The organism is Okeania sp. KiyG1, from assembly GCF_014132355.1.
Lineage (GTDB): Bacteria > Cyanobacteriota > Cyanobacteriia > Cyanobacteriales > Microcoleaceae > Okeania.
The window spans coordinates 19,889-40,191 of sequence record NZ_BLZO01000198.1 but is presented as its reverse complement, the minus strand read 5'-3'; the positions used below and the strand labels follow the sequence as shown (position 1 = coordinate 40,191).

At 37.6% G+C, this 20,303-nt stretch carries 22 protein-coding genes, 1 tRNA gene and 1 pseudogene; 16 read left to right on the top strand and 8 right to left on the bottom strand.

What is annotated here, in order from left to right; all coding sequences use genetic code 11:
• Positions 1 to 19: 19 nt before the first annotated feature.
• From SAGCYANO_RS43245 to SAGCYANO_RS43235, 6 genes and pseudogenes are all read left to right on the top strand, one after another.
• Positions 20 to 3,540 (top strand): annotated as a pseudogene (locus tag SAGCYANO_RS43245) (response regulator).
• Positions 3,541 to 3,706: 166 nt separating this feature from the next.
• Positions 3,707 to 4,441, top strand: a complete 735-nt coding sequence (locus SAGCYANO_RS51240) for an RNA-guided endonuclease InsQ/TnpB family protein (protein WP_375340112.1) — start codon at positions 3,707 to 3,709, stop codon at positions 4,439 to 4,441.
• Entirely contained in the window at positions 4,356 to 4,553 is a 198-nt protein-coding gene (locus tag SAGCYANO_RS51235; RefSeq protein ID WP_375340111.1) for a transposase, read from the top strand. Before SAGCYANO_RS51240 ends, SAGCYANO_RS51235 begins: the two co-directional genes overlap by 86 nt.
• Before the next feature lie 85 nt (positions 4,554 to 4,638).
• On the top strand, positions 4,639 to 4,773 hold the full coding sequence (locus SAGCYANO_RS51230) for a hypothetical protein (RefSeq protein WP_375340117.1): 135 nt from the start codon (positions 4,639 to 4,641) through the stop codon (positions 4,771 to 4,773).
• A complete protein-coding gene (locus tag SAGCYANO_RS51225) occupies positions 4,715 to 4,897 on the top strand; it encodes a zinc ribbon domain-containing protein (protein ID WP_375340110.1) in 183 nt (60 codons plus the stop codon). Before SAGCYANO_RS51230 ends, SAGCYANO_RS51225 begins: the two co-directional genes overlap by 59 nt.
• A 192-nt stretch (positions 4,898 to 5,089) precedes the next feature.
• Positions 5,090 to 5,160, top strand: a tRNA-Gly gene (locus tag SAGCYANO_RS43235).
• A gap of 357 nt (positions 5,161 to 5,517) precedes the next feature.
• Here the strand turns inward: SAGCYANO_RS43235 and SAGCYANO_RS43230 are convergent.
• From SAGCYANO_RS43230 to SAGCYANO_RS43215, 4 genes are all read right to left on the bottom strand, one after another.
• Positions 5,518 to 8,430 (bottom strand): plasmid replication protein, CyRepA1 family, encoded by a 2,913-nt coding sequence (locus tag SAGCYANO_RS43230; RefSeq protein ID WP_237397273.1) that lies wholly within the window; start codon positions 8,428 to 8,430, stop codon positions 5,518 to 5,520.
• Positions 8,431 to 9,301: 871 nt separating this feature from the next.
• On the bottom strand, positions 9,302 to 10,336 hold the full coding sequence (locus SAGCYANO_RS43225) for a recombinase (protein ID WP_202225635.1): 1,035 nt from the start codon (positions 10,334 to 10,336) through the stop codon (positions 9,302 to 9,304).
• Between the two features lie 76 nt (positions 10,337 to 10,412).
• Complete coding sequence (locus tag SAGCYANO_RS43220; RefSeq protein ID WP_202225634.1) at positions 10,413 to 10,952, bottom strand: hypothetical protein; 540 nt, start codon at positions 10,950 to 10,952, stop codon at positions 10,413 to 10,415.
• An 848-nt stretch (positions 10,953 to 11,800) separates the two neighbouring features.
• Entirely contained in the window at positions 11,801 to 11,947 is a 147-nt protein-coding gene (locus SAGCYANO_RS43215) for a hypothetical protein (RefSeq protein WP_202225633.1), read from the bottom strand.
• Between the two features lie 466 nt (positions 11,948 to 12,413).
• On the opposite strand from SAGCYANO_RS43215, the gene SAGCYANO_RS43210 reads away from it, so the two are divergent.
• The 4 genes from SAGCYANO_RS43210 (at position 12,414) to SAGCYANO_RS51220 (ending at position 14,298) form a co-directional block, all read left to right on the top strand.
• Positions 12,414 to 12,704: a hypothetical protein gene (locus SAGCYANO_RS43210; protein WP_202225632.1), complete on the top strand. Its 291-nt coding sequence runs from the start codon at positions 12,414 to 12,416 to the stop codon at positions 12,702 to 12,704.
• Between the two features lie 174 nt (positions 12,705 to 12,878).
• Positions 12,879 to 13,250, top strand: coding sequence for a helix-turn-helix domain-containing protein (locus SAGCYANO_RS43205; RefSeq protein ID WP_202221228.1), 372 nt, complete (start codon positions 12,879 to 12,881; stop codon positions 13,248 to 13,250).
• Positions 13,250 to 14,068 carry a transposase gene (locus tag SAGCYANO_RS43200; RefSeq protein ID WP_237396266.1) on the top strand — a complete coding sequence of 273 codons (819 nt, stop codon included), beginning with the start codon at positions 13,250 to 13,252 and terminating at the stop codon, positions 14,066 to 14,068. The genes SAGCYANO_RS43205 and SAGCYANO_RS43200 overlap by 1 nt, the downstream gene beginning before the upstream one ends.
• The gene (locus SAGCYANO_RS51220; protein ID WP_202221236.1) at positions 13,984 to 14,298 is read left to right on the top strand and encodes a zinc ribbon domain-containing protein; all 315 of its coding nucleotides are present in this window, start codon (positions 13,984 to 13,986) and stop codon (positions 14,296 to 14,298) included. The genes SAGCYANO_RS43200 and SAGCYANO_RS51220 overlap by 85 nt, the downstream gene beginning before the upstream one ends.
• A 113-nt stretch (positions 14,299 to 14,411) precedes the next feature.
• Here the strand turns inward: SAGCYANO_RS51220 and SAGCYANO_RS43190 are convergent, their stop codons facing one another.
• Positions 14,412 to 15,605 (bottom strand): tyrosine-type recombinase/integrase, encoded by a 1,194-nt coding sequence (locus SAGCYANO_RS43190; protein ID WP_202225631.1) that lies wholly within the window; start codon positions 15,603 to 15,605, stop codon positions 14,412 to 14,414.
• Positions 15,606 to 15,641: 36 nt separating this feature from the next.
• Here SAGCYANO_RS43190 and SAGCYANO_RS43185 point away from each other — a divergent pair, with 36 nt between their 5' ends.
• Positions 15,642 to 15,791 carry a hypothetical protein gene (locus SAGCYANO_RS43185; RefSeq protein WP_202225630.1) on the top strand — a complete coding sequence of 50 codons (150 nt, stop codon included), beginning with the start codon at positions 15,642 to 15,644 and terminating at the stop codon, positions 15,789 to 15,791.
• A gap of 187 nt (positions 15,792 to 15,978) precedes the next feature.
• Here the strand turns inward: SAGCYANO_RS43185 and SAGCYANO_RS43180 are convergent, their stop codons facing one another.
• Positions 15,979 to 16,335, bottom strand: coding sequence for a hypothetical protein (locus SAGCYANO_RS43180; RefSeq protein ID WP_202225629.1), 357 nt, complete (start codon positions 16,333 to 16,335; stop codon positions 15,979 to 15,981).
• Between the two features lie 86 nt (positions 16,336 to 16,421).
• Between SAGCYANO_RS43180 and SAGCYANO_RS43175 the strand changes: the two genes are divergently transcribed.
• Positions 16,422 to 16,715: a PAP/fibrillin family protein gene (locus SAGCYANO_RS43175; protein WP_237397272.1), complete on the top strand. Its 294-nt coding sequence runs from the start codon at positions 16,422 to 16,424 to the stop codon at positions 16,713 to 16,715.
• Between the two features lie 224 nt (positions 16,716 to 16,939).
• Here the strand turns inward: SAGCYANO_RS43175 and petN are convergent, their stop codons facing one another.
• Positions 16,940 to 17,029, bottom strand: coding sequence for a cytochrome b6-f complex subunit PetN (gene petN, locus SAGCYANO_RS43170; protein WP_124144543.1), 90 nt, complete (start codon positions 17,027 to 17,029; stop codon positions 16,940 to 16,942).
• A gap of 399 nt (positions 17,030 to 17,428) precedes the next feature.
• Between petN and SAGCYANO_RS49845 the strand changes: the two genes are divergently transcribed.
• The 4 genes from SAGCYANO_RS49845 (at position 17,429) to SAGCYANO_RS43155 (ending at position 19,146) form a co-directional block, all read left to right on the top strand.
• Positions 17,429 to 17,779, top strand: coding sequence for a helix-turn-helix domain-containing protein (locus tag SAGCYANO_RS49845; RefSeq protein WP_307786329.1), 351 nt, complete (start codon positions 17,429 to 17,431; stop codon positions 17,777 to 17,779).
• Positions 17,780 to 17,884: 105 nt separating this feature from the next.
• Positions 17,885 to 18,385, top strand: a complete 501-nt coding sequence (locus tag SAGCYANO_RS49840; RefSeq protein ID WP_307786328.1) for a transposase — start codon at positions 17,885 to 17,887, stop codon at positions 18,383 to 18,385.
• A 1-nt stretch (position 18,386) separates the two neighbouring features.
• Positions 18,387 to 18,620, top strand: a complete 234-nt coding sequence (locus SAGCYANO_RS49835; RefSeq protein ID WP_202225628.1) for a zinc ribbon domain-containing protein — start codon at positions 18,387 to 18,389, stop codon at positions 18,618 to 18,620.
• 100 nt (positions 18,621 to 18,720) lie between these two features.
• The gene (locus SAGCYANO_RS43155; protein ID WP_202225627.1) at positions 18,721 to 19,146 is read left to right on the top strand and encodes a hypothetical protein; all 426 of its coding nucleotides are present in this window, start codon (positions 18,721 to 18,723) and stop codon (positions 19,144 to 19,146) included.
• Positions 19,147 to 19,850: 704 nt separating this feature from the next.
• Here SAGCYANO_RS43155 and SAGCYANO_RS43150 read toward each other — a convergent pair.
• On the bottom strand, positions 19,851 to 20,285 hold the full coding sequence (locus SAGCYANO_RS43150) for a bacterioferritin (RefSeq protein ID WP_202225626.1): 435 nt from the start codon (positions 20,283 to 20,285) through the stop codon (positions 19,851 to 19,853).
• Positions 20,286 to 20,303 lie beyond the last annotated feature (18 nt).

The following is a 20,303-nucleotide window of genomic DNA, read 5'->3' as shown; positions in this document are numbered from 1 at the left end:
AAAGCACGGAGAGCGGTGCATGAGTTCTAGAAAAAAACTTAAACCGAAAATTTTGGTTGTTGATGATGAATTAGACAACCTAGACCTTCTTTACCGTACTTTCCACAAAGACTACAAGGTGTTGCGTGCTCAAAGTGGACTGGAAGCTCTAGAAATTCTAGAAAAATCTGAGGAAGTAGCTGTAATTATTTCAGACCAGCGAATGCCCAAAATGAGTGGTACAGAATTCCTGAGTTTAACTGCCAAGCAATACCCCGATACTATTCGGATTCTTTTAACTGGCTTCACTGATGTAGAAGACCTCGTAAAAGCAATTAACTCTGGTAAAGTCTTTAAATATTTGACTAAACCTTGGAATGCAGAGGAACTCAGAGGATTAGTTAAACAGGCAGTTGACACTCACAATGTCCTCAAGTCTCACACTGACGAACTAAAACGTGCTCTCCAACAAAAGTCTCTACTATACGCAGTTACCAATACTATTCGCTCTGCTCCTAATTATCGGGAGATGCTCCAAAGAATAGTGGAAACTATTGGCCAAATGTTTGAGGTGAGTTTAGCTGTTTGTCGCCCTTTTCAAGATAGAGATAGTAATGGAGAAGATGAATGGTTTGTTTATCGAAATCAAGAATATGAGTCTCAACAATCAGTCAATCCTCATCCTACTGAAATACCAAAAGAAATCTTGAATCATATTATTTGGGAAACTACTGATGTAGAAATTATTTCAGATGTCCAAACTGATAAAAGGCTACAGGGAGAAAGCAGAGAACTGCAACAACGCCGACAAGCTTATCAAGCGGGGAATATCCGTTCTAGTTTAATTGTCCCTCTATTATCCCGATTAGACTTCATTGCAGTTTTGGCACTGCATCAGTGTGAGGAGATCCGGAACTGGCAAGACCATGAAGTACAGCTCCTAAATACGGTTGCAGAGCAAGCTGCTCTAGCTCTATCACAAGCTCGTGCTTATGATCGACTAAGCAGTTTTGCTCAAAGAGAAGCTCTGGTCAATACCATTACAACTGCCATTCGCTCTAGTCTGAATCCCCAAGATATTTTTGCTGCTATAACTCAAGAGTTAGGCAAAGCGTTGAGAGTAGATGGTTGCGTTCTCTCCTTGTGGACGGAAGCTGATGAATATGTTCAATGTGTAGGATTATATGATGCCCAAACTCAACCCTCTATTAGTACTACTAATGAAGCTTCAACTCTTTTAGATAACTCTACTTGTAGGGCAGAAATTTCTGACAACGATAGCTCGTCAACTACAGTAGAATTACCTCAGTCATTTGTTCCCATTCATAGTAATCCTGTTTTAATGGAATTACTAAAAACAAAAAAACAATAGCAGTTTGCGATCTGAGTATAAATCCGGAATTTAATGAATCTCAACTTCCCTTACGCTCTAATGCTCGTGCTTTGATGGTAGTACCCCTCACTGTTGATGGTAAAATTATTGGTAGTATTTCTCTGCGGCACAATTTCGACCGACATCAATGGCAAGCTTATGAAATTGAACTAGCTGAGGCAGTAGCTTCCCAAGCAGCGATCGCCGTACAACAATCTAGTCTATATCAAACAACCAGACAACAAGCTGAACGACTAATAGAAGCAGACCATCTCAAAACAGAATTTTTCCAAAACATCTCCCATGAATTTCGCACACCTCTGACTTTAACGATCGGTTTGTTAGAAGAAGCAGTTAATTCCAGCAGAGATTTACCTCTAGAGCAAGGAGCGATCGCCCTGCGTAATTCTCGTCGTCTCTTGAGATTAGTTAATCAATTATTAGATTTGCAAAGACTTGATGCTGGAAGAATGCAGCCTTCTTTTCAACCCTGTAATCTTGTAGCTTTCTGTCGCAACATTGTGGAATCATTTACCCCCTACTGTCAGAAAAAGCAGCTTCATTTGGTTACAGAATTTAGTGAAAATTGCCCGCCAGTTTATCTGGATATAGGAAGATTTGATAAGGTTATCTATAATTTGCTATCAAATGCCATGAAATTTACTCCAGCTGGAGGCACAATTACTATTTCAGTTGAGCCAGTAGGGGAAAATTGTCTATTAAGGGTTCAAGATTCTGGAATTGGCATTCCTCAAGAACAAATTCCTTTTTTATTTGAACGATTTCGACAAGCAGAAGGGTCGGCAAATCGCTCTTATGAAGGAAGTGGTATAGGTTTAGCGTTAGTCAAAGAATTAGTAGAACTTCATAATGGCCAAGTAAATGTACAATCAGTTTATGGTCAAGGTGCCACTTTTGAAGTTTGGCTACAAACAGGAAATAGTCATTTACCGACAGATCGAATTGTAGAGAAAACTGCTGAATTTAATGCTTCTAAGTTGGCTGTGGAGTTTGCAGATGTAGAAGCAGAATTAGAAGAAGCTGAGGAATTGCTTGCAGTAGAGCAAGCAGAAAATATTGCTCAAGTTAATAGTAATGATGCGACAGTAGGGGTGATTCGCGAATCGCCCCCTACTATTTTAGTGGTAGATGATAACCCAGATTTGAGAAGGTATGTCTCTAGAATTCTGCATAAATCTAACTTTAATTTATTATTAGCGAGGAATGGATCTGAGGCATTTGAAATTGCACAAATTCATCATCCTCATCTGATTATTACAGATTTAATGATGCCAATAGTGTCTGGTCTTGATTTAATTAAAATGATTAGAGAAGAAAAAGAACTGCGAGGAATTCCAGTTATTTTGTTAACAGCAAAAGCAGATGAAGACACCAGAGTTGAAGGGGTAGAAATAGGAGCTGATGCTTATTTATCAAAACCTTTTAATGATAGAGAACTTTTGGCAGAAGTTAATAATTTATTAGCTTTGAAAGAGAATGAAAGAAGAGTGCAAGAGTTGAATTCCTATTTGACGGAGTCAGTGCTGAGGCGGTTTTTGCCACCAGAAATGGTGCAACGTGCAGCACAGGGAGAATTGGCTTTAGATTTAACACCAGAACCAAAATTGGTCACAGTTTTGTTTAGTGATATTGTTGGTTTTACTCAGATGTCGAATATTTTGCAAGCGCGTAGAATAGCTGAGTTGTTGAATGAATATTTAGCAGAGATGACAAAAGCTATTTTTGCTAATGGTGGTACTGTGGATAAGTTTGTGGGGGATGCTGTGATGGCAATTTATGGTTCCCCTGAAGAGTTGACAGCAGGTGAGCAGGTACAACGAGCAGTGGCTTCAGCCAGGGCCATGTTAAAAGCGTTGGATAAATTAAATGAGCGGTGGCAAAATCTGGGGTTGATTGGCCAGAATGGGGCATCGCCAGTGAGATTTCGTTGTGGTATTCATCAGGGTAATGCTGTAGTGGGAATGTTTGGTAGTGCAGAGCGGTCTGATTATACAGCTATTGGCCCATCAGTAAATATTGCGGCCAGGCTACAGGAAGCTGCAGAGCCAAATACAATTTTGGTATCGCAGATTGTTGCTAATTATGTGGATAGTCGAGAGGTGAAAAAGTATGGGTATCTGAAGTTGAAGGGTATAGATGAAGAGGTTTTAGGTTTTGTAGTTAGCTAGACCGCCGAGAAGCCTCACGCCATAATTTTTAAGAGGAGCGTGAGATGAATCGGCGGTAAATTAATTGGACTCGATGTCCAATTAATTTACAATAAGATTTTGGAGTTTTACATAATAATGAAAAAGTTTCTGTTATTATAAAAATTCAGCACAAAACTTGGGCAATATGCGGACTGCGTATCAATATAAATTAAGACCCAACAAAGATCAGATAGCCACAATTCTATTGTGGCTAGATTTGTTACGCAGACAGTACAATTATCGACTGGGGGAGAGATTTTCATGGTGGGAAGAAAATCGCTGTCCGGTTAATGCAAGTCCTTTCATAATACCAATTCCTCAACTCAGAGATAACCCGGATTATTATTCTCAAAAAAAAGATTTGGTCAATACCAAAGACAAGTTTCCTGAATACAGATTAATTCATTCTCAAGTATTGCAAGATTGTATTAAACGAGTAAAACTTGCATTTGATAGATGGTTTAAGATCGATAAAAACGGCCAAAAATTAGGCAAACCAAGGTTTAAAGGAAAAGGTCGTTACCATAGCTTTACTTATGCTCAAATCAAGCAAGATTGCATTGAGATAAATAGGATTAACTTACCCAAAATAGGTAAAGTAAAGTTAATTCAACATCGACCATTGCCAGAGGGTTTTAACATTAAAACCGTCACTATTAGTCGTAAAGCTGACGGCTATTATGTCACGCTATCCTTAGAAGATAAATCGGTTCCTAATTTTAATTCTGATGTCGAACCAACATCAGAAAATACTTTGGGAATTGATATGGGATTGAAAGACTTTTTGGTAACAAGTGAAGGAGAATCGGTTCCAATTCCTCAATATTATCGCTCATCTCGCGGATCGGTTAAAGACTCTACAAAAACGTTTATCCCGTAAGAAAAAAGGCAGCAAAAGATGGTTAAAAGCGGTCATTGCTGTAGCTAAACAGCATAAAAAAGTTGCTGATCAGCGTAAAGACTTTCATTTTAAAACAGCTAATGAATTATGATCAAAGGCCGATGTTATTGCCCACGTAGACGCGGAGCGGCGCGCCGAAGGCAAATTTAAATATTAAAGGGCTGGCAAAAACCAGATTGAGTAAGTCGATTAACGATGCTGGATGGGGACAATTCCTAACTATTTTAACTGTCAAAGCTGAAAATGCTGGAGGTGAAAACTATAGCAGTGAACCCCAAAAATACCAGCCAAAATTGCTCAAATTGTGGTGAAAAAGTCCCTAAAGAATTATCAACAAGAATCCATTCTTGTCCCCATTGCCGCGTTGTTATTGACCGCGATGTGAATGCAGCAATAAATATCAAAAATAGGGCGGCAGGGCCCAGACGTCCTTAAAGCACGCGCTTGTCCCATGCAATGGCAGGACTGCGAAACGAGAAGCCCACACTATAGCGCAAGCTTAGTGTGGGAGTATGTCACTCGAGGCTCTATAATTTAAGGCTTAAATGGCAGTAAATACGATCTAAAAATTTTTTCTACTGAACTTGTTGCAATTCTAGAAAAGTGTGTTATTATTATTAAATAAGTGCGGGTATAGTTTAGTGGTAAAACCTTAGCCTTCCAAGCTAATGATGGGGGTTCGATTCCCCCTACCCGCTTACTAGAAAGATAACGAGTTTCCGAGCTTTCAGCCTTCTTTTAGATAGCAAATGGACGAAAAATGGACAAAAATCTATATAGAAATGAGTATGAATTGAGTATGAATTGAGTATGAATCTGGACAATCAAAAATGTGACTAATTACAAGTTAGATATAAACATAAATTTAGTCACACTAAGGCCAGGATTTTAGGATAATCTCCATAAAAACTGAAAGTAGTTGAAGCTTGAAAAATGTACAACTTTCAACTGGAAAATGTATAAATGTCTAAAACTATTACTAATAAAGAGTTACAGAGATTTATATTGAATGTATAGTCAACAAAAAAAACACAAGTTTATTCTGAAAGCCAAAATCACGAGTTGAGAGACCATGCGGGATACACCCCGTCTGGCCCCCTTTTCCAAAGCTTACAAACAACGTCTTGGCCAAGTTCAAAAATTTTTTTATCTACTAGACCCCAACAAACTTTTAATTTGTCCCCTATCTTTTCCAGGACTTGGCACATATCAAAAAAGCGATCGTTGATTTTGGCTCCGACCAAATCACCTACTTCTATATCTGGTAGTTTGAGTTGTTGGACTTCTCTGGGAGCTGGAATATATTCATCCCAATATTTTGTAATTTTTTCTCTGGGGCACTTGCTTTTATCTACTAGGTAGTAGTATCGTTTTTTACCAGTCCGGCGACTTTGTCTCATATCAAAACCCAAAAGCCTCAAGCACCATTTAACTAATACCCAATCAGTTGATTCAAAAATTAGCCCACCCAAGCTCCATAAGTCACGAATACTAACTTTTAATTCTCTAAGATGGTTAAAACCAGCTCTAATATTTGCCCCTACTTTTTTGATTAATGGGTGACTATTAGAATATTCATTATCTGGGTTATTTATTATTTCTTGAATGCCAAATTGTTCAAAGTAAAAAATCTTTGAAGAAGATACCTTGCTATTGCTGTCTAAAATAAACTCACCTTTCTGATGTCTTTCAGCATCTATATTGCTAGCAATTTCTAATCCTTGAATCAATAGCCAGTGAAGCATTATATGATAAAAGTCTCCACGGTCTTCAGCCTCTAAAATTTCTGGAGATAGTTCAGATTTTCTTGACACTGGAGACAGTTTTCTAATAGTTTTATTTTTTCTTTCACAGCATCTTTGTTGATAGTTCTTTTCTTTCTGACTGCTCAACTTATCAAAAGTGATATCACCTACATATTCGGCAGCAATAACATCAGAGTAAAATTCGTTCATATTAGCTTCTCTAGTAGTCTTTAGTAAGCTAGATATTTCCATCTTTACATTTTTTGCTACCACTTCATCGTTGATACTGAGATGTTCATAGTCGCTAGCAAATTTTGCTATCACTGATTCCCTTAACACTTTTCCTTGCGCATTTATTATCGCGCCTTTCTTTGCCCAATATCTTAAAATGCTATCATTTGAAAACACTTCAAAGTCGTCAGCACCACGATTGGTTTTATAGCTGATAACAGCTTTATTTAGTTCATGCTGTTGCTTGGCACTTGCAATTAGTTGTGAAGCAAAACATGAACCATTCCCTGCAACATTTAATGGTCGATTTGAACTCCATATATATCTTGGTATCTTCTCTCTAATCCTACCCGCTGCTTGAGAGAAAGAGTCAACAGTTAAATTTCCCCAATTAAGTCCCCAGAAGCTATCAAAGTGTTTTGTTTTTGCATTTATCCCCGTCTCCATAACAGGAGTACAAATTAAAATACTTGGTTTATGTTTATCTACATTACCATCAAAATCTTTAAAAAACTCGTACTCAGGTCGTTCAGGGTCGGCAACAGTTTCTGCATCAACTCTCATTATCTTCTCATCTGGATATCGTGCTTTAAGCATTGTCTCCATATTAATAGAACTAAATAATGAAGATGCTTTCTGACCTGTTACAAAAAGCATTAAGTTTTTACCTTTGTCTGCTTCTTTTAAGAAATCCTCAAGAATTTTGTATGGGCTGCCTTGAGTATATATCATGCAGTGCCCGTCTTTTTGCTTGTATTTATTTTCAATGACGAAAGGTTTTTGACCTGTGATTTCAGTTATCAAGTCTACTGTCGCTGCTGAAAGGTCGGCATCACTACCAATAAATTTTCCAGCATTTTGTATTAGTTTGATGACATTATTGATTACTTCAGGACGATGTTTTCTTACTTCCGTTTTTGCTGTTGCAGTGTGCCAAAGTACCTGCTCAATTTCATCTATTACGACAATGCTATCATTGAAATGATCAGGATTGAATTTAGTCTTGCTGTTTGCGTGCATGGAATCGGTACAAACTGCTAATCCAAATACTTTATCTAGTGATTTCATATAGTTATTAGCGTTCGCAATTCCAAAGCGCCCAGAAAGTTCAGTCATAAGTTGCACTCTATGAATTGGTGCTAGCGTTTTAGTTCCAGACTGCTGACATTCATAAATATAATCTGCTATCACTTCTGTTTTGCCACACCCTTTTGCTGATTTCATAAGGATGATTCTGTTTTCTGCTATCACCTTTTTTACTTCTGGGATTGCTTCTAGATTTTCGTTGGTCAAATATTGAACATTCACAACCAAGTCAGAAGCAATTTTCTCGGACTTCTCGCCATAGGTTATAGGTTCATATAGTAGATGTTGTTCATCACCATCATGGTCATATAAATAATCATCAATCCCTTTGGATGATGTCGATGACCAATGACATCTATAAGTTGCTTTTGCTATTCTTTCTTTTAGAAGAGCAGTTGATAACCTTATGATTGCAGTATTTACATGCTTAATAGTTTTAGGTTTACTGTCATTATCATAATAAAAACAGAAATTATGACCCTTGAACTTATAGAAAGTAGGGATTAATGTTTTATCATTACTGGAGTTATTGAAGTTCCAGACTCCAGAGAGTCCGATAGCTGGAATTCCAACAGACATTAAAGCCATTGTTTTCTTCCAGCCTTCAGTAATTGCAATCGTGATTTTTTTGTTAGCAGCTATCCAGTTCCAAGCTTTCTCACAGTAAGCATTTAGCTCACCTTGGGGATAGTTTTTAACTTTAAATCTTTCAGCAATCAACTTTACATGACCATAAGTTATCTTAGGCAGAAAAATACCATTTCTTGAACCTTTTATCTGTTCATATTTAATCTTTCTGTCGTCAGTTATTCTAGGCTTGTCTGGTTTGAAGTGTGGGACTAAACCTAATTCTGTGACTATAAAAATATACCAACAACCATGCAAAAGATGGTTTGTTTTTTCCAATAATCTACCAGCAGGAGCGCCGTTGTTAAGGCGATCGCCGTCCCAATAGCTAAAGTAAAGCTGTTGCGCTTCAAACCCTTCAATAGAGCGGACGTTGAGATTTATTAATTCATCATCGACAAAACTTTTGTGAAATTCTTGTCGATGGTAGGGGGAAATATTCAGCCCACTATCTTCTAGATAGTTTTGGGGACTTGTACCATTATTGTCCTGATTATGGTGAGAATTACTATTAGTGTTATAATTATGAGAGGATGTATTATTATAGTTTCCATCTTCTAAATCGTAGTGGTTCATAGTTTTTATCTTTGAGCTATGAACCCAATAAACCGTTAAACTTCTCTCTAAATAATTACTTCAGACATTACACTACAATGTTGCGTTTTCCTACTATAAATGAGAAGATATAAATATTGAACCTCAATAGGCAATATTTTGTTTATTGGGTTTTTAAATTGGAATTTTCTAACGCTCGGTTGGTAGCCGAGCATTTTTTTTGGGTACACACTGTAATCATAACTCTAATCGCACCAAGGAAGCAAATTTTTTTTGATAATTAAATTAGAACCTTGCTACCGTTAGGAAAAGTATCTTACTACCATTGCGTTGAATCTTAACAGGATTACATCGCTGATATTAACTGATTTTTAAGAGTGAAAGCATCTAATTGTCAGCAGTAAGCTGTAGTATAGACATACTAGACAGGTGCAATCTAGTCGCTATAAAGCTTCTGGATTTTAAGAAGACTTGTCAGTGTACAAGTCAGTGTACAAGGGTTAAACGTGTGGAGTTTGAAATTTACCCCTGATAAAATCTTGACATTGACAAGTTTGATCAGCATCCCCCTCAAAAGCAGCAAATGGTAACTATGTCAAGCTTCCAAAATAGCTTTAATACTTTTAATTTTCTCCACAGCCATATCAAAATCAAATGGACTAAACTCTTGTCCATTTGAATATGATTTTGAAAAGTTTAGTAGTAAATCAACCTCCGTCTCTAGATTTGACCGAGATTTATAAACACTATCATTAACGGCCACAGAATGTCCCAATGACCTAGCCCTTATCTCTTGAGGTACACCATACTTTTCACCCAATTGATTAGCCAAATGTCGAAAAGCATAAGGTTGAGTTATGGGACAATTCATTCTTATCAGCGCCTTCCTAAATCGGCCAGAGAATAAATTTACAAGTGTTTTAGAATTAGTTGAATTGCTATTTATTACTGGTAATTTTGGCTGTTTTAACCTTAATTCATCCCAAATATTTTGGTTAAGTATTAAAGGACGAGCGATTCTTGCCCCTGTTTTAGTAGATGTACCAAAATATGTAAATTCTCCAACTACCAATAACATATCTTTGTTGCTAGGATTGTTGATAGCTTTGATAGTAGTATTGCGCCGAGACCAAGATTTAAAAAGATTTTGTGCTGCTGCAATTTCAGAAGGTCTTAACCCATAAGTAACACACATAGCACATACCCATAACCACGGTTCATCACATTCTTGACAGTCTTGACTGCATTTATTGTGCCAATTGTAAAACTCATTCCAAGAAATGCTTTGTTTCTCTTGAAATATAGTTTGAATAGTGTCAATGCCATCAAAAAGCCTGATTAATTCTTGACTGTTGGTAGCTTTTGAAGCTATCTTTTTATAAATGTAATAGGCATTCTTGAACGATTTTGTGCCAGGAGTCCAGCTATATAAAGCACTTTTTAACGAGTCTAATGTTGGACACTCATTTTGATTTAAAATCTTATCAAAATAGACTTTATTAGTGCGATTATAAGAATTATTATCACTTATATTGTTACGGCTTCGCCTGCGCTTACTGTTCTTATGAACTCCGTTGAAATATTGTTCCTCTATCTCTAAAAATATCTCTTTGTATGATTTAAAAGACATTCCTTCTTTCTCTCATGTAATAGTACAAAAAAAACGTCAACTAATTAAAGTTGACGTATCAAAAACTAATCTAAAATTACTTCCAGGATTTCACAGAAAGCTGAGAAGCTGCATAAAACAACTGATGATTACAATTTGCGTTGTGTTTAGCTTGCTGAATATCAACACATTTTCTAAACATTTCATCAAACAATTGATTTGTTAAACAAATACGATTACTACATCTTTTCACCAAGGTAAGCTGCCATTCATGCCAATTGTTGCAGGCAGGACTATCCCACCCAGGATATGAGAATTCTCGACTGACTATTTCTTCACATTGGTAAAGCTGGAAGTTGGGAGACTCAATGCAAAGGTCCAGCTCATAGTTCCACCAATATTCATCCAAGCCACGTCGGTATAAACTCATTCCTACTACTTGTCCCTCATCTCCTTCATTTGTCCTAACGAAGTCCCCAAATTTGAAACGTGGTGATGGGAACCCATCAGGTAAAGATAAGTTACGCTGAAATTTTCTATAGCGCTTAAATTCTGGTGCTTTGGCACGAGCTTCTTTAACCAAAAGCCGTTTAGCACGTCTTTTACCTTGACGCGCAGAATTATTGTGAGATAGCATCTCTATTATCCTCTTGAGTTGGTATCGTCAACTTTTGGGGCTAGGGCTAATTGGGTGTTTCCAGCACCTGATTAGTCCGCTTTTTTTAAAAGCCTTTTTCGTTGATGTAGCTAATCTAACAGGTTGGCGATCGGGTGTCAAGTCTGTTGACCAGATTTGATATTTAAGGTAGGCCACAAAAAGCTTAATGCAATATCAGATAAACTTGACGTTTTAGATGTAACACATCTTCCATCACAAAAAGTTGAAAAACTTCCCTACTTCCACTTTTACCAACTTCCAAAATTAACTAGCTGAAAATTACTGGGAAATGGTAGTGGAAGTCCTGAGTGGAAGTAATTTTACTTCTCAGACTTGTGTAGCATCTCATAAGTATAAGCGATCGCTTATTCAATATAGTTGACCTAGTTGTTGCCCCTCAAAGCTCACACTCAATACAGAACCTTTGCTTGAGAAACAGGCCATTTGATACAGATTTGACAATTTAAAATCAAAGTGGTAGTAACTCATAAATTACTTTAAAGCCTTGGCAAATTCAATCAGTCAACACAATCATGTATAGGCTGTGGAAGTATGATGTGGTTTTACCTATAAAGGGTTAACCCTTACTCTTTTATCAAAAAATTTAATTAATCTTGCAGCTTATTAAAATACGCTCTAAGAACTAGCTAGGACATACCCAAATCAATAAGAAGAAATAGTATAGTTTAGCTGCCAATCGAGAAAGGCCATCCCTTTTGATTTTATGTGAAGGATAATCATCAAGGACAATTCCGTGCCAAATATTCTCACAAAAAACGGACATTAAATATATAGTCTAAAAAACTTACCAGAAGAGAGGGACAAGACTATCTCACTAAGTTAGAAACTGAGTAGGAGCGATCGCTAATACCAGAAACAGTTACTGTGTAGTGAGGCTTACAGTAGCCACTAGACACCCCACTACACACCTCACCTTCCAACAGGAGCTTGATAACTTCAAAAAAAATGGACACTATACCTTACTCCTTTTTTTTTGGGTAAAAATATTACCCCTAGTCACTCCTACTACCTTGTTTGGTGACTATAAAATGAAAATTCATTCTTATCAGCACTCCATAAGAAGGTAAGAAGCTCTCGCAGTGATTCTTCCATAAATTACGAGCCAATGGGGGCTACAAGGATTTTTTGATTATTCTTTTCTCAGAGACATTACAAATCATTACTACTAGCACTCTTAAGTTACCTTTAACTACCACTCTAAACTTCCCAAATGGAAAATTCTCCCACTTCCAGTTCTTAGATAATCAAAAATGTGTTGCAGCTAATACTAAAAACAGTTGCTGTCTAGTAAGGTGTACAGTAGTCACTAGACACCCCACTATACACCTCACCTTCCAGTAGGAGTTTGGTAGCTTCAAGAAAAATGGACACTATTAGAATTAGAAGTCACAATAAGACTTGTAGCATTGCCCAAAATATATGAAACGAAAAAAGCAACAACTAAAGCCACCTGGAAAAGAAGTAGGAACTAAACTAGACCCCACAATTCACTACAAATTGAAAGTCATTGCAGCACAGCAAAGCATCCCTTTAAACGAGTTGATTAGACGTATCTTGACCTACTATGCAAATGCTTATATGCCAAGTACGCCAATGCCCCCATTACCAAACGCATCTTTTACTAACCCAATAGCTCACTCATCCCCTAGTATTGAGTTTCAATCAACCCCCTATGTGGACATAGGATTCAATGGAACTAAACACCTGTAAAAAGTAGGCGTTAACTTCCCCGGCGGGAAGTCCCGCGCTCTCCCGTAGGGGAGCGTCGGGATGAGAGCCGGGCCAGGGTGTGTGGTTTTCATAAGATCCTGTTTGCTATAGCTATTGAAAATTTCTAACATAGCCATTATAATAACTAATATAGAAATCCTGGTAGATTCTGCCATGTTACTGAAATACAAGTACAAGCTAAAACCCCATAAAAGTCAAACGGTAATTATAGCCAATTGGTTAGAAATGGCCAGAAAGCAATATAATTACCGTTTAGCTGAAAGGCTAAACTGGTTTGAAGCAACACGCACACCAGTAAATGCTTGTCCTCTTAATGTTTCAGTGGTGCCAGTAGACCAGATTTATCAGAATATCCCTGAATTTAGGGTACAAACACGAGATGGTAGAAAAAAGGACATTTTTGGTAATCCGATAACAAGGAAAGGAGATAAGCATCCGAACACAGTTAATGGATATGTTGTTTGGGAGACTGTTCAACTAGCAGATTTAGCACGGACTAAAAACTTTTCCCTGAGTATAAGTTGATGCACTCTCAGGTGTTGCAAGATGTTATCCAGCGTGTGCAAACAACAATGGATAACTTTACCAAACCTGATCACAAGGGTAAAACCAGTGGTAGACCTAAATTTAAAGGTCGGCATTATTATAATTCTTTCAGTTATCCTCAGCTATCAAATGCCAACATAGTCAAAAATGCCAACGGTCGTTTTTGTATAAATCTACCAAAGATTGGTTTAGTCCCCTTTGTCTACAATCGTTCAATACCAATAGGATTCAAGGTGAAAACAGGTACAGTGATACGGGCGGCAGATGGATGGTATATCAGCTTAACGATAGAAGATCAAGCTGTACCTTTGAGGCGTGCAGAAATTCAACCCACCGAAGATAACTCAAAAGGTATTGATTTAGGATTATTGTACTATGCTGTTACCAGTGATGGTGAATTTATAGAAGTCCCGAAGTTTTTCAGGTGTTCTGAGCATCGCTTGTCTAAACTTCAGGCGAGATTAGCTAAAAAACACAAACATTCAAAGAGTTGGAAAATTCTCAAAGGTAAAATATCTAGACTGCATCAATTAATAGCTAGACAACGTTTGGATTGGCAATTCAAACTGGCTTATCATTTATTTAGTGACTGTCAGGTGATATTTTTAGAAGACCTGCAAATAGCAAATTTAATCAGACGTTGCAAAGCTAAATTGGGTGATAATGGTCAGTTTTTGCCCAATGGTCAATCAGCTAAGTCAGGATTAAATAAATCTTTGCAAGATGCAGCTTTTGGGCAGTTTGTTCAGGTTTTGGAGTATGTAGCCTGGAAACTAGGCAAAAAATTATCAAAGTAGACCCAAAAGGTACATCCCAACATTGTTGGAAATGTCTGAATAAAGTCTCTAAAAGTTTATCAGAACGCTGGCATTCCTGTGCTAAATGTGGACAGGAATTAGACAGAGACTATAACTCAGCACTCCTAATACAAAAAATAGGATTGTTTTCAACACAGGAGGAGGACATCACTTCTGTTAAAACTGCGGTCAGTTTTTCTCTGGCTGAAGAATCCCGCGCTCTCCCGTAGGGGAGCGTCGGGAGTATGTCAAAAACTGCACAAACCCCTTAGAGGTTCGTGAATCCTAAAACCACGCAAAACTACAAAATAATAGAGGCGATCGCCTCAACTTTTCAACAACTTCAAAGAGGCAAAATATTAATCACACTAGAATCAAAATAGTGAGTCTCAATCATCTTCACCGAAGTATCGCACCACTTAGCAATAATCGTAGAACTAACGCCCTTACTCAACTGCTCAGTAATAAAAGTGTCCCGGCATGAGTAAGGCGTGGACTTCTTAACAGACTCACAAACCATCCGTCGCCAAGCATTGTGGCAAAAATTGTTGTAGCTAATCACCTTGCCAGTCAAACTAGGAAAAACCAAATCCAATGGCTCCGGAGACTCAGGTCTAATCCCTATCAGCAACTCCCTCAACTCCTCATTAATCGGAAACCGCCTCACCTTATTATTTTTACTGCTATTGGTACTCACAGTCCGACCCGACACCAACTGCACCGCCCCACCAGCAAACAACAGAAACCGATAATTAGACTCGATCGCCCCCCAAGTCAACCCAATCCCCTCACTAGGACGACACCCAGTCAAAAACCAAAACTTCACCAACGGGAAATAATGACAATAACCCTTCCCAGTTACACCACGACCATTCCAATTTCCCTTGTGGTTAGCAAAATTATCCAAAATTGTCAACTTCTGCGCCGAAGTAAAAGCCAAAGGAGTCGTAGTCTTCTGGTAATTGTGCCTCAACTCATTAGCCATCCCCTCATAAGGATTTTCACCCCCCACCAACTTCCGCTTTAACCCCCAATTAAAAGCAGCATTAATCCAAGTCAACACCCGCTTAGTCATAGACTCAGAAGTATGAGACAACAAAAAATTTCTCAACTCCAGCGCCTTATCCACAGAATCAATTTGAACCTCAGCCTTCTCCAACCATCGCCTAATTGAAGTCTTTAAGTAAACTTGGGTGCTTTCCTTCCACTTAGGCAACCCATACTCATAATATTTATCCCACAATTCCAGCAGAGAAACTTGAGACTTAAACTCCTCAGCCCTAACCAAATGCAACTTCTGTCTATGTTGTGGCCTGTAACGGTCCAACGTAAAATCAAACTGGTCCAGAGCAATATCAGAATTAATCGCCTCAATTTTAGCCTCAGCGATCGCACGATACTTAGGTAAATCTGGAAGTCCCAAAGCAAGAGTTTTTTGCTGACCACCAAACAAGCTACGAGGAAAGCGAACTCTTAAGCGATTTTGAAAAGACTCAACTTTGGCCATCCCCAATAAATGGACTTGTTTTTCATTCATAAAACATTTAAAGCTCTTTCTTAAAGGAAACAAGAAATGAGTATTAAAGTGTGTATGAAATTTATCAGTTTAAAAAAACTTAACCATCAGAACAACGCAATAGCAGCAACAGAAATGAATGAATATAGAGCCTTCCAAGCTAATGATGGGGGTTCGATTCCCCCTACCCGCTTACTAGAAAGATAACGAGTTTCCGAGCTTTCAGCCTTCTTTAGATAGCAAATGGACGAAAAATGGATAAAAAAGCGTATCAAAAAGCGTATCAAAAAGCGTATCAAGCTGGACAATCAAAAAATGTCAATAAATTGGCCAGTAAAGAACTCTTGAATCTTTCATAAGATTCAAGTTTGTCCAAATATTCAAGCAGAAAATATCAGCGTTCCCAGACCAATGAGTATTTTTCCCCTAAATGCTTTTCCCCTAAATATTGCTTGACTCTGCATATTTCTGAGAGCGAAAACTCAATTATGCCTTTTGCGCCCCAAACACCCTTCAATTTCTCTTTAGAAATAGCAACTATTCTGATGAAAATCTTGCCACAATCTAGGTCAACAAAATCTCCCACAGAAATATTAGGTTGAATAGCTTTTTGTATATGGCCTTTAGCTTCTGCCGCCTCCTCTGATTTATATATATTATTATGGCTAGCTGTCATTACCTCTAATGATTGCTGTACCTGGGTTTCACAGTATTCAGCTTTATAGTCTAGCTTTTGGCTAAGAATTTGCATGATTAACTGAGATAATGCCTGAGATTTTCCGTTGATGGAGATTTCAGAATAGATATCTGAAAGCTTATAAAACCTTACAAGTCGAATTGACTGGAGGAACTTTAACTCCACAAAAATCTCAAAATTTATCAATTTGGAAAGATATATTTGGTCAAGATAAATCATCAAAGAAAGGTTTAAAAGAACAATTAATGTCTGTATTTTTAAAGTTGATGTTTGGGTTAGTGCCACCCCAAGGTATGAATACAGAAACAGGAGAAATTTCTTTTACAATGAAGCGATCGCCTAAAGGTCGTTTAGAAGTGCTTTATTTAGATGAAGAGCTTCGCATTATAGGGGGAGAAAAGGGGACTGTTCTAGTTTGTGAACGTTTGGCATAATTTTTGAAGAAGGAGTAAGGAAGAAGGAAGACGGAAGACGGAAGACGGAAAAAGTTAATGGAGATAGTATTAAACTGATATAATATTATTGGTTAAACAATGTTATTTCCCAAGGTTGATGGGGAGAGGCAACAAACCTACCCCATCTCTGGTATTACTAAGGAAAACTATTTAGTGCGATCGCATCAAAAAAAATTAGGTTTATAAAAACCGATGCTTAGTTTCTAGAAACCGTTACGACCCCAGACTACCATCGAAATAGAGAAGCCGAACACAACTAAAAGTGAAACCCAGCCTAATGACAAAATATCCATAACTACATTTAGAAAAAGGTAAACATTTACTTCAAATTTTATAATATTTGATTTAGGGTATTTTGACTACATAGCATTTCTCAGTAAGCGTGAGGTACACTTCTGGAGATCCCCCTAACCCCCTTGACAAGGGGGAAGCCGGAAGTCCCCCTTTTTAAGGGTGATTTAGGGGGATCGTTATTGAAAAATGTCTTAACCAATTTTTGTAGTGCTATAAGATTAATTGAGGCAAAAAACTGATGCTAATCAATAATTAAAGATATAGTATATGGTCAAATACTCATCAAATTTTACCTTCACCGAAAAATGGGGTCTGAAGCCTCGCCCATAAGCGGGCGACTTTTAAATTGGTTTTTCTTCAATAACTATGTTATCGTATTGTTAGTTTAAAGTCATACTATGAAAGCTAGGTTTAAGTACCGTATCTATCCAACACCGGGACAAAAATACCGATTAGCAAAGCTATTTGGTTGTGTGCGCGTTGTCTGGAATGATAGTCTAGCTTACTGTCAAGAAAAATACAAATTAGGACAGAAAAAACCTGCTAACTCTGAACTACAAAAACAGTTTATTACTCAAGCTAAAAAGGTGGAGGATAGAGAATGGTTATCAGAGGTTTCAGTTGTACCATTACAGCAATCATTGAATGATTTAAACCGTAGGGGCGAACGGCCGTTCGCCCCTACAAAACTTTTTCAGTTCTACAAAGGGTCAGAGAAAAGCAAGATCCATAAAACCTCCAAAATTTAAAACCAGGAAATCACGCGCAGACTGCCAGGTTTACCTTGAGGGGGTTTAAAGTACACCAAGATAAAGTTTATTTAGCCAAGATTGGAAAGCTGAAAGTAGCCTGCTATGCGAAAACTACCTAGTGAGCCTAGCTCAGTAACAGTTATTAAAGATTCAGCTAATAGATACTTTCTTAGTTTTGTAGTAGAAATAAAACCAGAAACTTTACCAAAAACTGATAATTCAGTAGGCATAGATTTAGGTATTAAAACCTTTGCAACATTCAGCAATGGTACAAAGATTGATGCACCAAAACCATTGAAAAAACGGATTAAGAAGTATCGAAAGTTAAGTAAGTCATTATCTAATAAAACTAAAGGGTCTAAAAGGTATGAAAAAGCCAGAGTTAGAGTTGCTAAATTCCATGCCAAATTGAAAGATACAAGGACAGATTTTCTGCATAAATTATCCACTGAAATAATTTGTGAAAACCAAACAATTGTTTTAGAGGACTTGAATGTTTCTGGCATGGTAAAAAACCGCAAATTATCCAGAGCTATATCTGATTTAGGTTGGCGACAATTTAGAACTTTCGTAAGAAGGAAAAGCAGAAAAGTATGGTCGTGATTTGAGAGTAATTAGTCGTTGGGAGGCGACGACTCAAAAATGTTCATGTTGTGGTTTTCGTGGAGGCAAATTAGACCTTCAAGTGCGAGAATGGGAATGCCTTAATTGTGGTGCCAAACACGACAGAGATGAGAATGCAGCAATAAATATATTAGTCGCGGGCGGGCAGTCCGAGACATTAAACGGACGTGGAGGCAAGCATAAGACTAGCGCATCTGGTAGCAGCAGCCTGTGAAACGTCAACCCACCGAAGAGCTACGGTTCAGTAGGAATCTCCGCGCCTTCAGGCCGGAGAGGATGTCAAAGAAAGAATAGAATCTCTCAAAGCAGGAACTATGGCTGGTATTTCCCTATTTTTAACCTCTGGAGCGATCGCCTTCGGTAACAGCCTATTTTTGGCCCATAAGTTTGAGTTATTGGCAGATTTAGAAATTATAGCTTTAGGTTGGAATCTTTTGTTTCAAGGCGCTATTGCTTTTATTAGTGGTTTTCTGTTTGGCGTGACTTATCGTTATATCATCCGTCAGGATAGTAACCCCCATCTAAAATCCGGAGCAGTGGTGGCCTTTGGCAGTGTCAGAGGTTTGGGACAAATTGATGCGGGATTAAGTTATGGGGATACGTTTCTTGATTTATGGCCTTTAATGGTCTTGGGTATAGAAAGTTTAGTGGCTTTTGCTGTGGCTGGCCTTGTTTTGGATTGGAGTATTCATCAAAAGTGGATTGAATCTTTTCCTTCTGTACCTAATGAAGATGAATAAATATTTAGGGCGTTGGTGAATTATTGTATGATATTAACTTTAATTAGGGTTTGCGCTTCACTAGTCTTTTAGTAGGGGTAGGAGACAGGAGACAACCCACCCCTCGCCCCTCCCCCTCCCAACCCACCCTAACCCCTCCGGTGGAGGAGGGGAAGACAGGAGACAGGAGAAATGGGAATTATAGAGGAGGTAGTCGGAAAAATTGTCAGAGTGATTTTTCTGCCATAATCGTCCCAAAATACTAGCTTTTTGAGCTTCTTGCGCTGAAAAGCTGGTACTTTTTTAGACCAAAAAATTCTAAAACCAATATCAGTCAATGCTTTGATATTTATTCAGCAAACCCTAATTACTTAGGAGTCAGGAGTCAGGAGTCAGGAGAAAGAAAAGTGCTTTTCGGTCAATTAAGTAAAGACAATATCTAATCCTGCCATTCAAAGAATTACTCTTAAATTTACCTAGATTACTGATTTAATACCTCCAATAACCAACGCCATATTTAGCAATAAAAAAGCGGATTATTTTTGGTAAATAATCACAAAATTTTTATCAAAATAGTTGATATTTTTTCTTTGGTATTAGGAAAAATGAAGCAATCCGATTGCTCTTTCTTTAATCCTAAATAATATGTAATTTCTGGGCAGATATTCACATTTTTTAGATGGATTGCTATGATAATTTTAGAGATTTACTCTAGGTTAAATTAATCAACTGTAGTCACGCAACATTTTTTTGATTTCCATATTATGTAACTCTTCTTGACCAATCATGGTACGAGCATATTCTTCTAAATATATACTTGCGTTTTCTACAGTTCCCAAGAAGCTTTTATATAGTTCTAAAGCTTTAGCTTCATGGTTAAGACTTTCCCTTAAAAGATCGGGTACTGAATGTTGATTTGTTTCTTCAATTGGAGCTACTCTTAATGTGGGATGACCTTCTAAACCTGTTAATATTTCTCCTGCTTGTTGAGCATGAAGTAAAGATTCATTTGCTTGAGCTTGAAAAAATTGTACAATTGGTATGCGATTAGGTCCTGTCACCATTAGGGAGTAATGAGTATAGCGCACTACACCTGCTAGTTCAAATTCCATAATAGAGTTTAATAACTCTACAGCTTTTTCTGTATTAAGTTCTATCATTTTACTGTATCAATTCTT

What these genes read in the sequence shown, in the direction of transcription:
- SAGCYANO_RS51240 (WP_375340112.1), top strand. Translation starts at nt 3,707, where the DNA reads ATGCGGACTGCGTATCAATATAAATTAAGACCCAACAAAGATCAGATA.
- SAGCYANO_RS43225 (WP_202225635.1), bottom strand. Translation starts at nt 10,336, where the DNA reads ATGTCTTTTAAATCATACAAAGAGATATTTTTAGAGATAGAGGAACAA.
- SAGCYANO_RS43220 (WP_202225634.1), bottom strand. Translation starts at nt 10,952, where the DNA reads ATGCTATCTCACAATAATTCTGCGCGTCAAGGTAAAAGACGTGCTAAA.
- SAGCYANO_RS43210 (WP_202225632.1), top strand. Translation starts at nt 12,414, where the DNA reads ATGAAACGAAAAAAGCAACAACTAAAGCCACCTGGAAAAGAAGTAGGA.
- SAGCYANO_RS43205 (WP_202221228.1), top strand. Translation starts at nt 12,879, where the DNA reads ATGTTACTGAAATACAAGTACAAGCTAAAACCCCATAAAAGTCAAACG.
- SAGCYANO_RS43200 (WP_237396266.1), top strand. Translation starts at nt 13,250, where the DNA reads ATGCACTCTCAGGTGTTGCAAGATGTTATCCAGCGTGTGCAAACAACA.
- SAGCYANO_RS43190 (WP_202225631.1), bottom strand. Translation starts at nt 15,605, where the DNA reads ATGAATGAAAAACAAGTCCATTTATTGGGGATGGCCAAAGTTGAGTCT.
- SAGCYANO_RS43185 (WP_202225630.1), top strand. Translation starts at nt 15,642, where the DNA reads ATGAGTATTAAAGTGTGTATGAAATTTATCAGTTTAAAAAAACTTAAC.
- SAGCYANO_RS43180 (WP_202225629.1), bottom strand. Translation starts at nt 16,335, where the DNA reads ATGCAAATTCTTAGCCAAAAGCTAGACTATAAAGCTGAATACTGTGAA.
- petN (WP_124144543.1), bottom strand. Translation starts at nt 17,029, where the DNA reads ATGGATATTTTGTCATTAGGCTGGGTTTCACTTTTAGTTGTGTTCGGC.
- SAGCYANO_RS49845 (WP_307786329.1), top strand. Translation starts at nt 17,429, where the DNA reads ATGAAAGCTAGGTTTAAGTACCGTATCTATCCAACACCGGGACAAAAA.
- SAGCYANO_RS49840 (WP_307786328.1), top strand. Translation starts at nt 17,885, where the DNA reads ATGCGAAAACTACCTAGTGAGCCTAGCTCAGTAACAGTTATTAAAGAT.
- SAGCYANO_RS43155 (WP_202225627.1), top strand. Translation starts at nt 18,721, where the DNA reads ATGGCTGGTATTTCCCTATTTTTAACCTCTGGAGCGATCGCCTTCGGT.
- SAGCYANO_RS43150 (WP_202225626.1), bottom strand. Translation starts at nt 20,285, where the DNA reads ATGATAGAACTTAATACAGAAAAAGCTGTAGAGTTATTAAACTCTATT.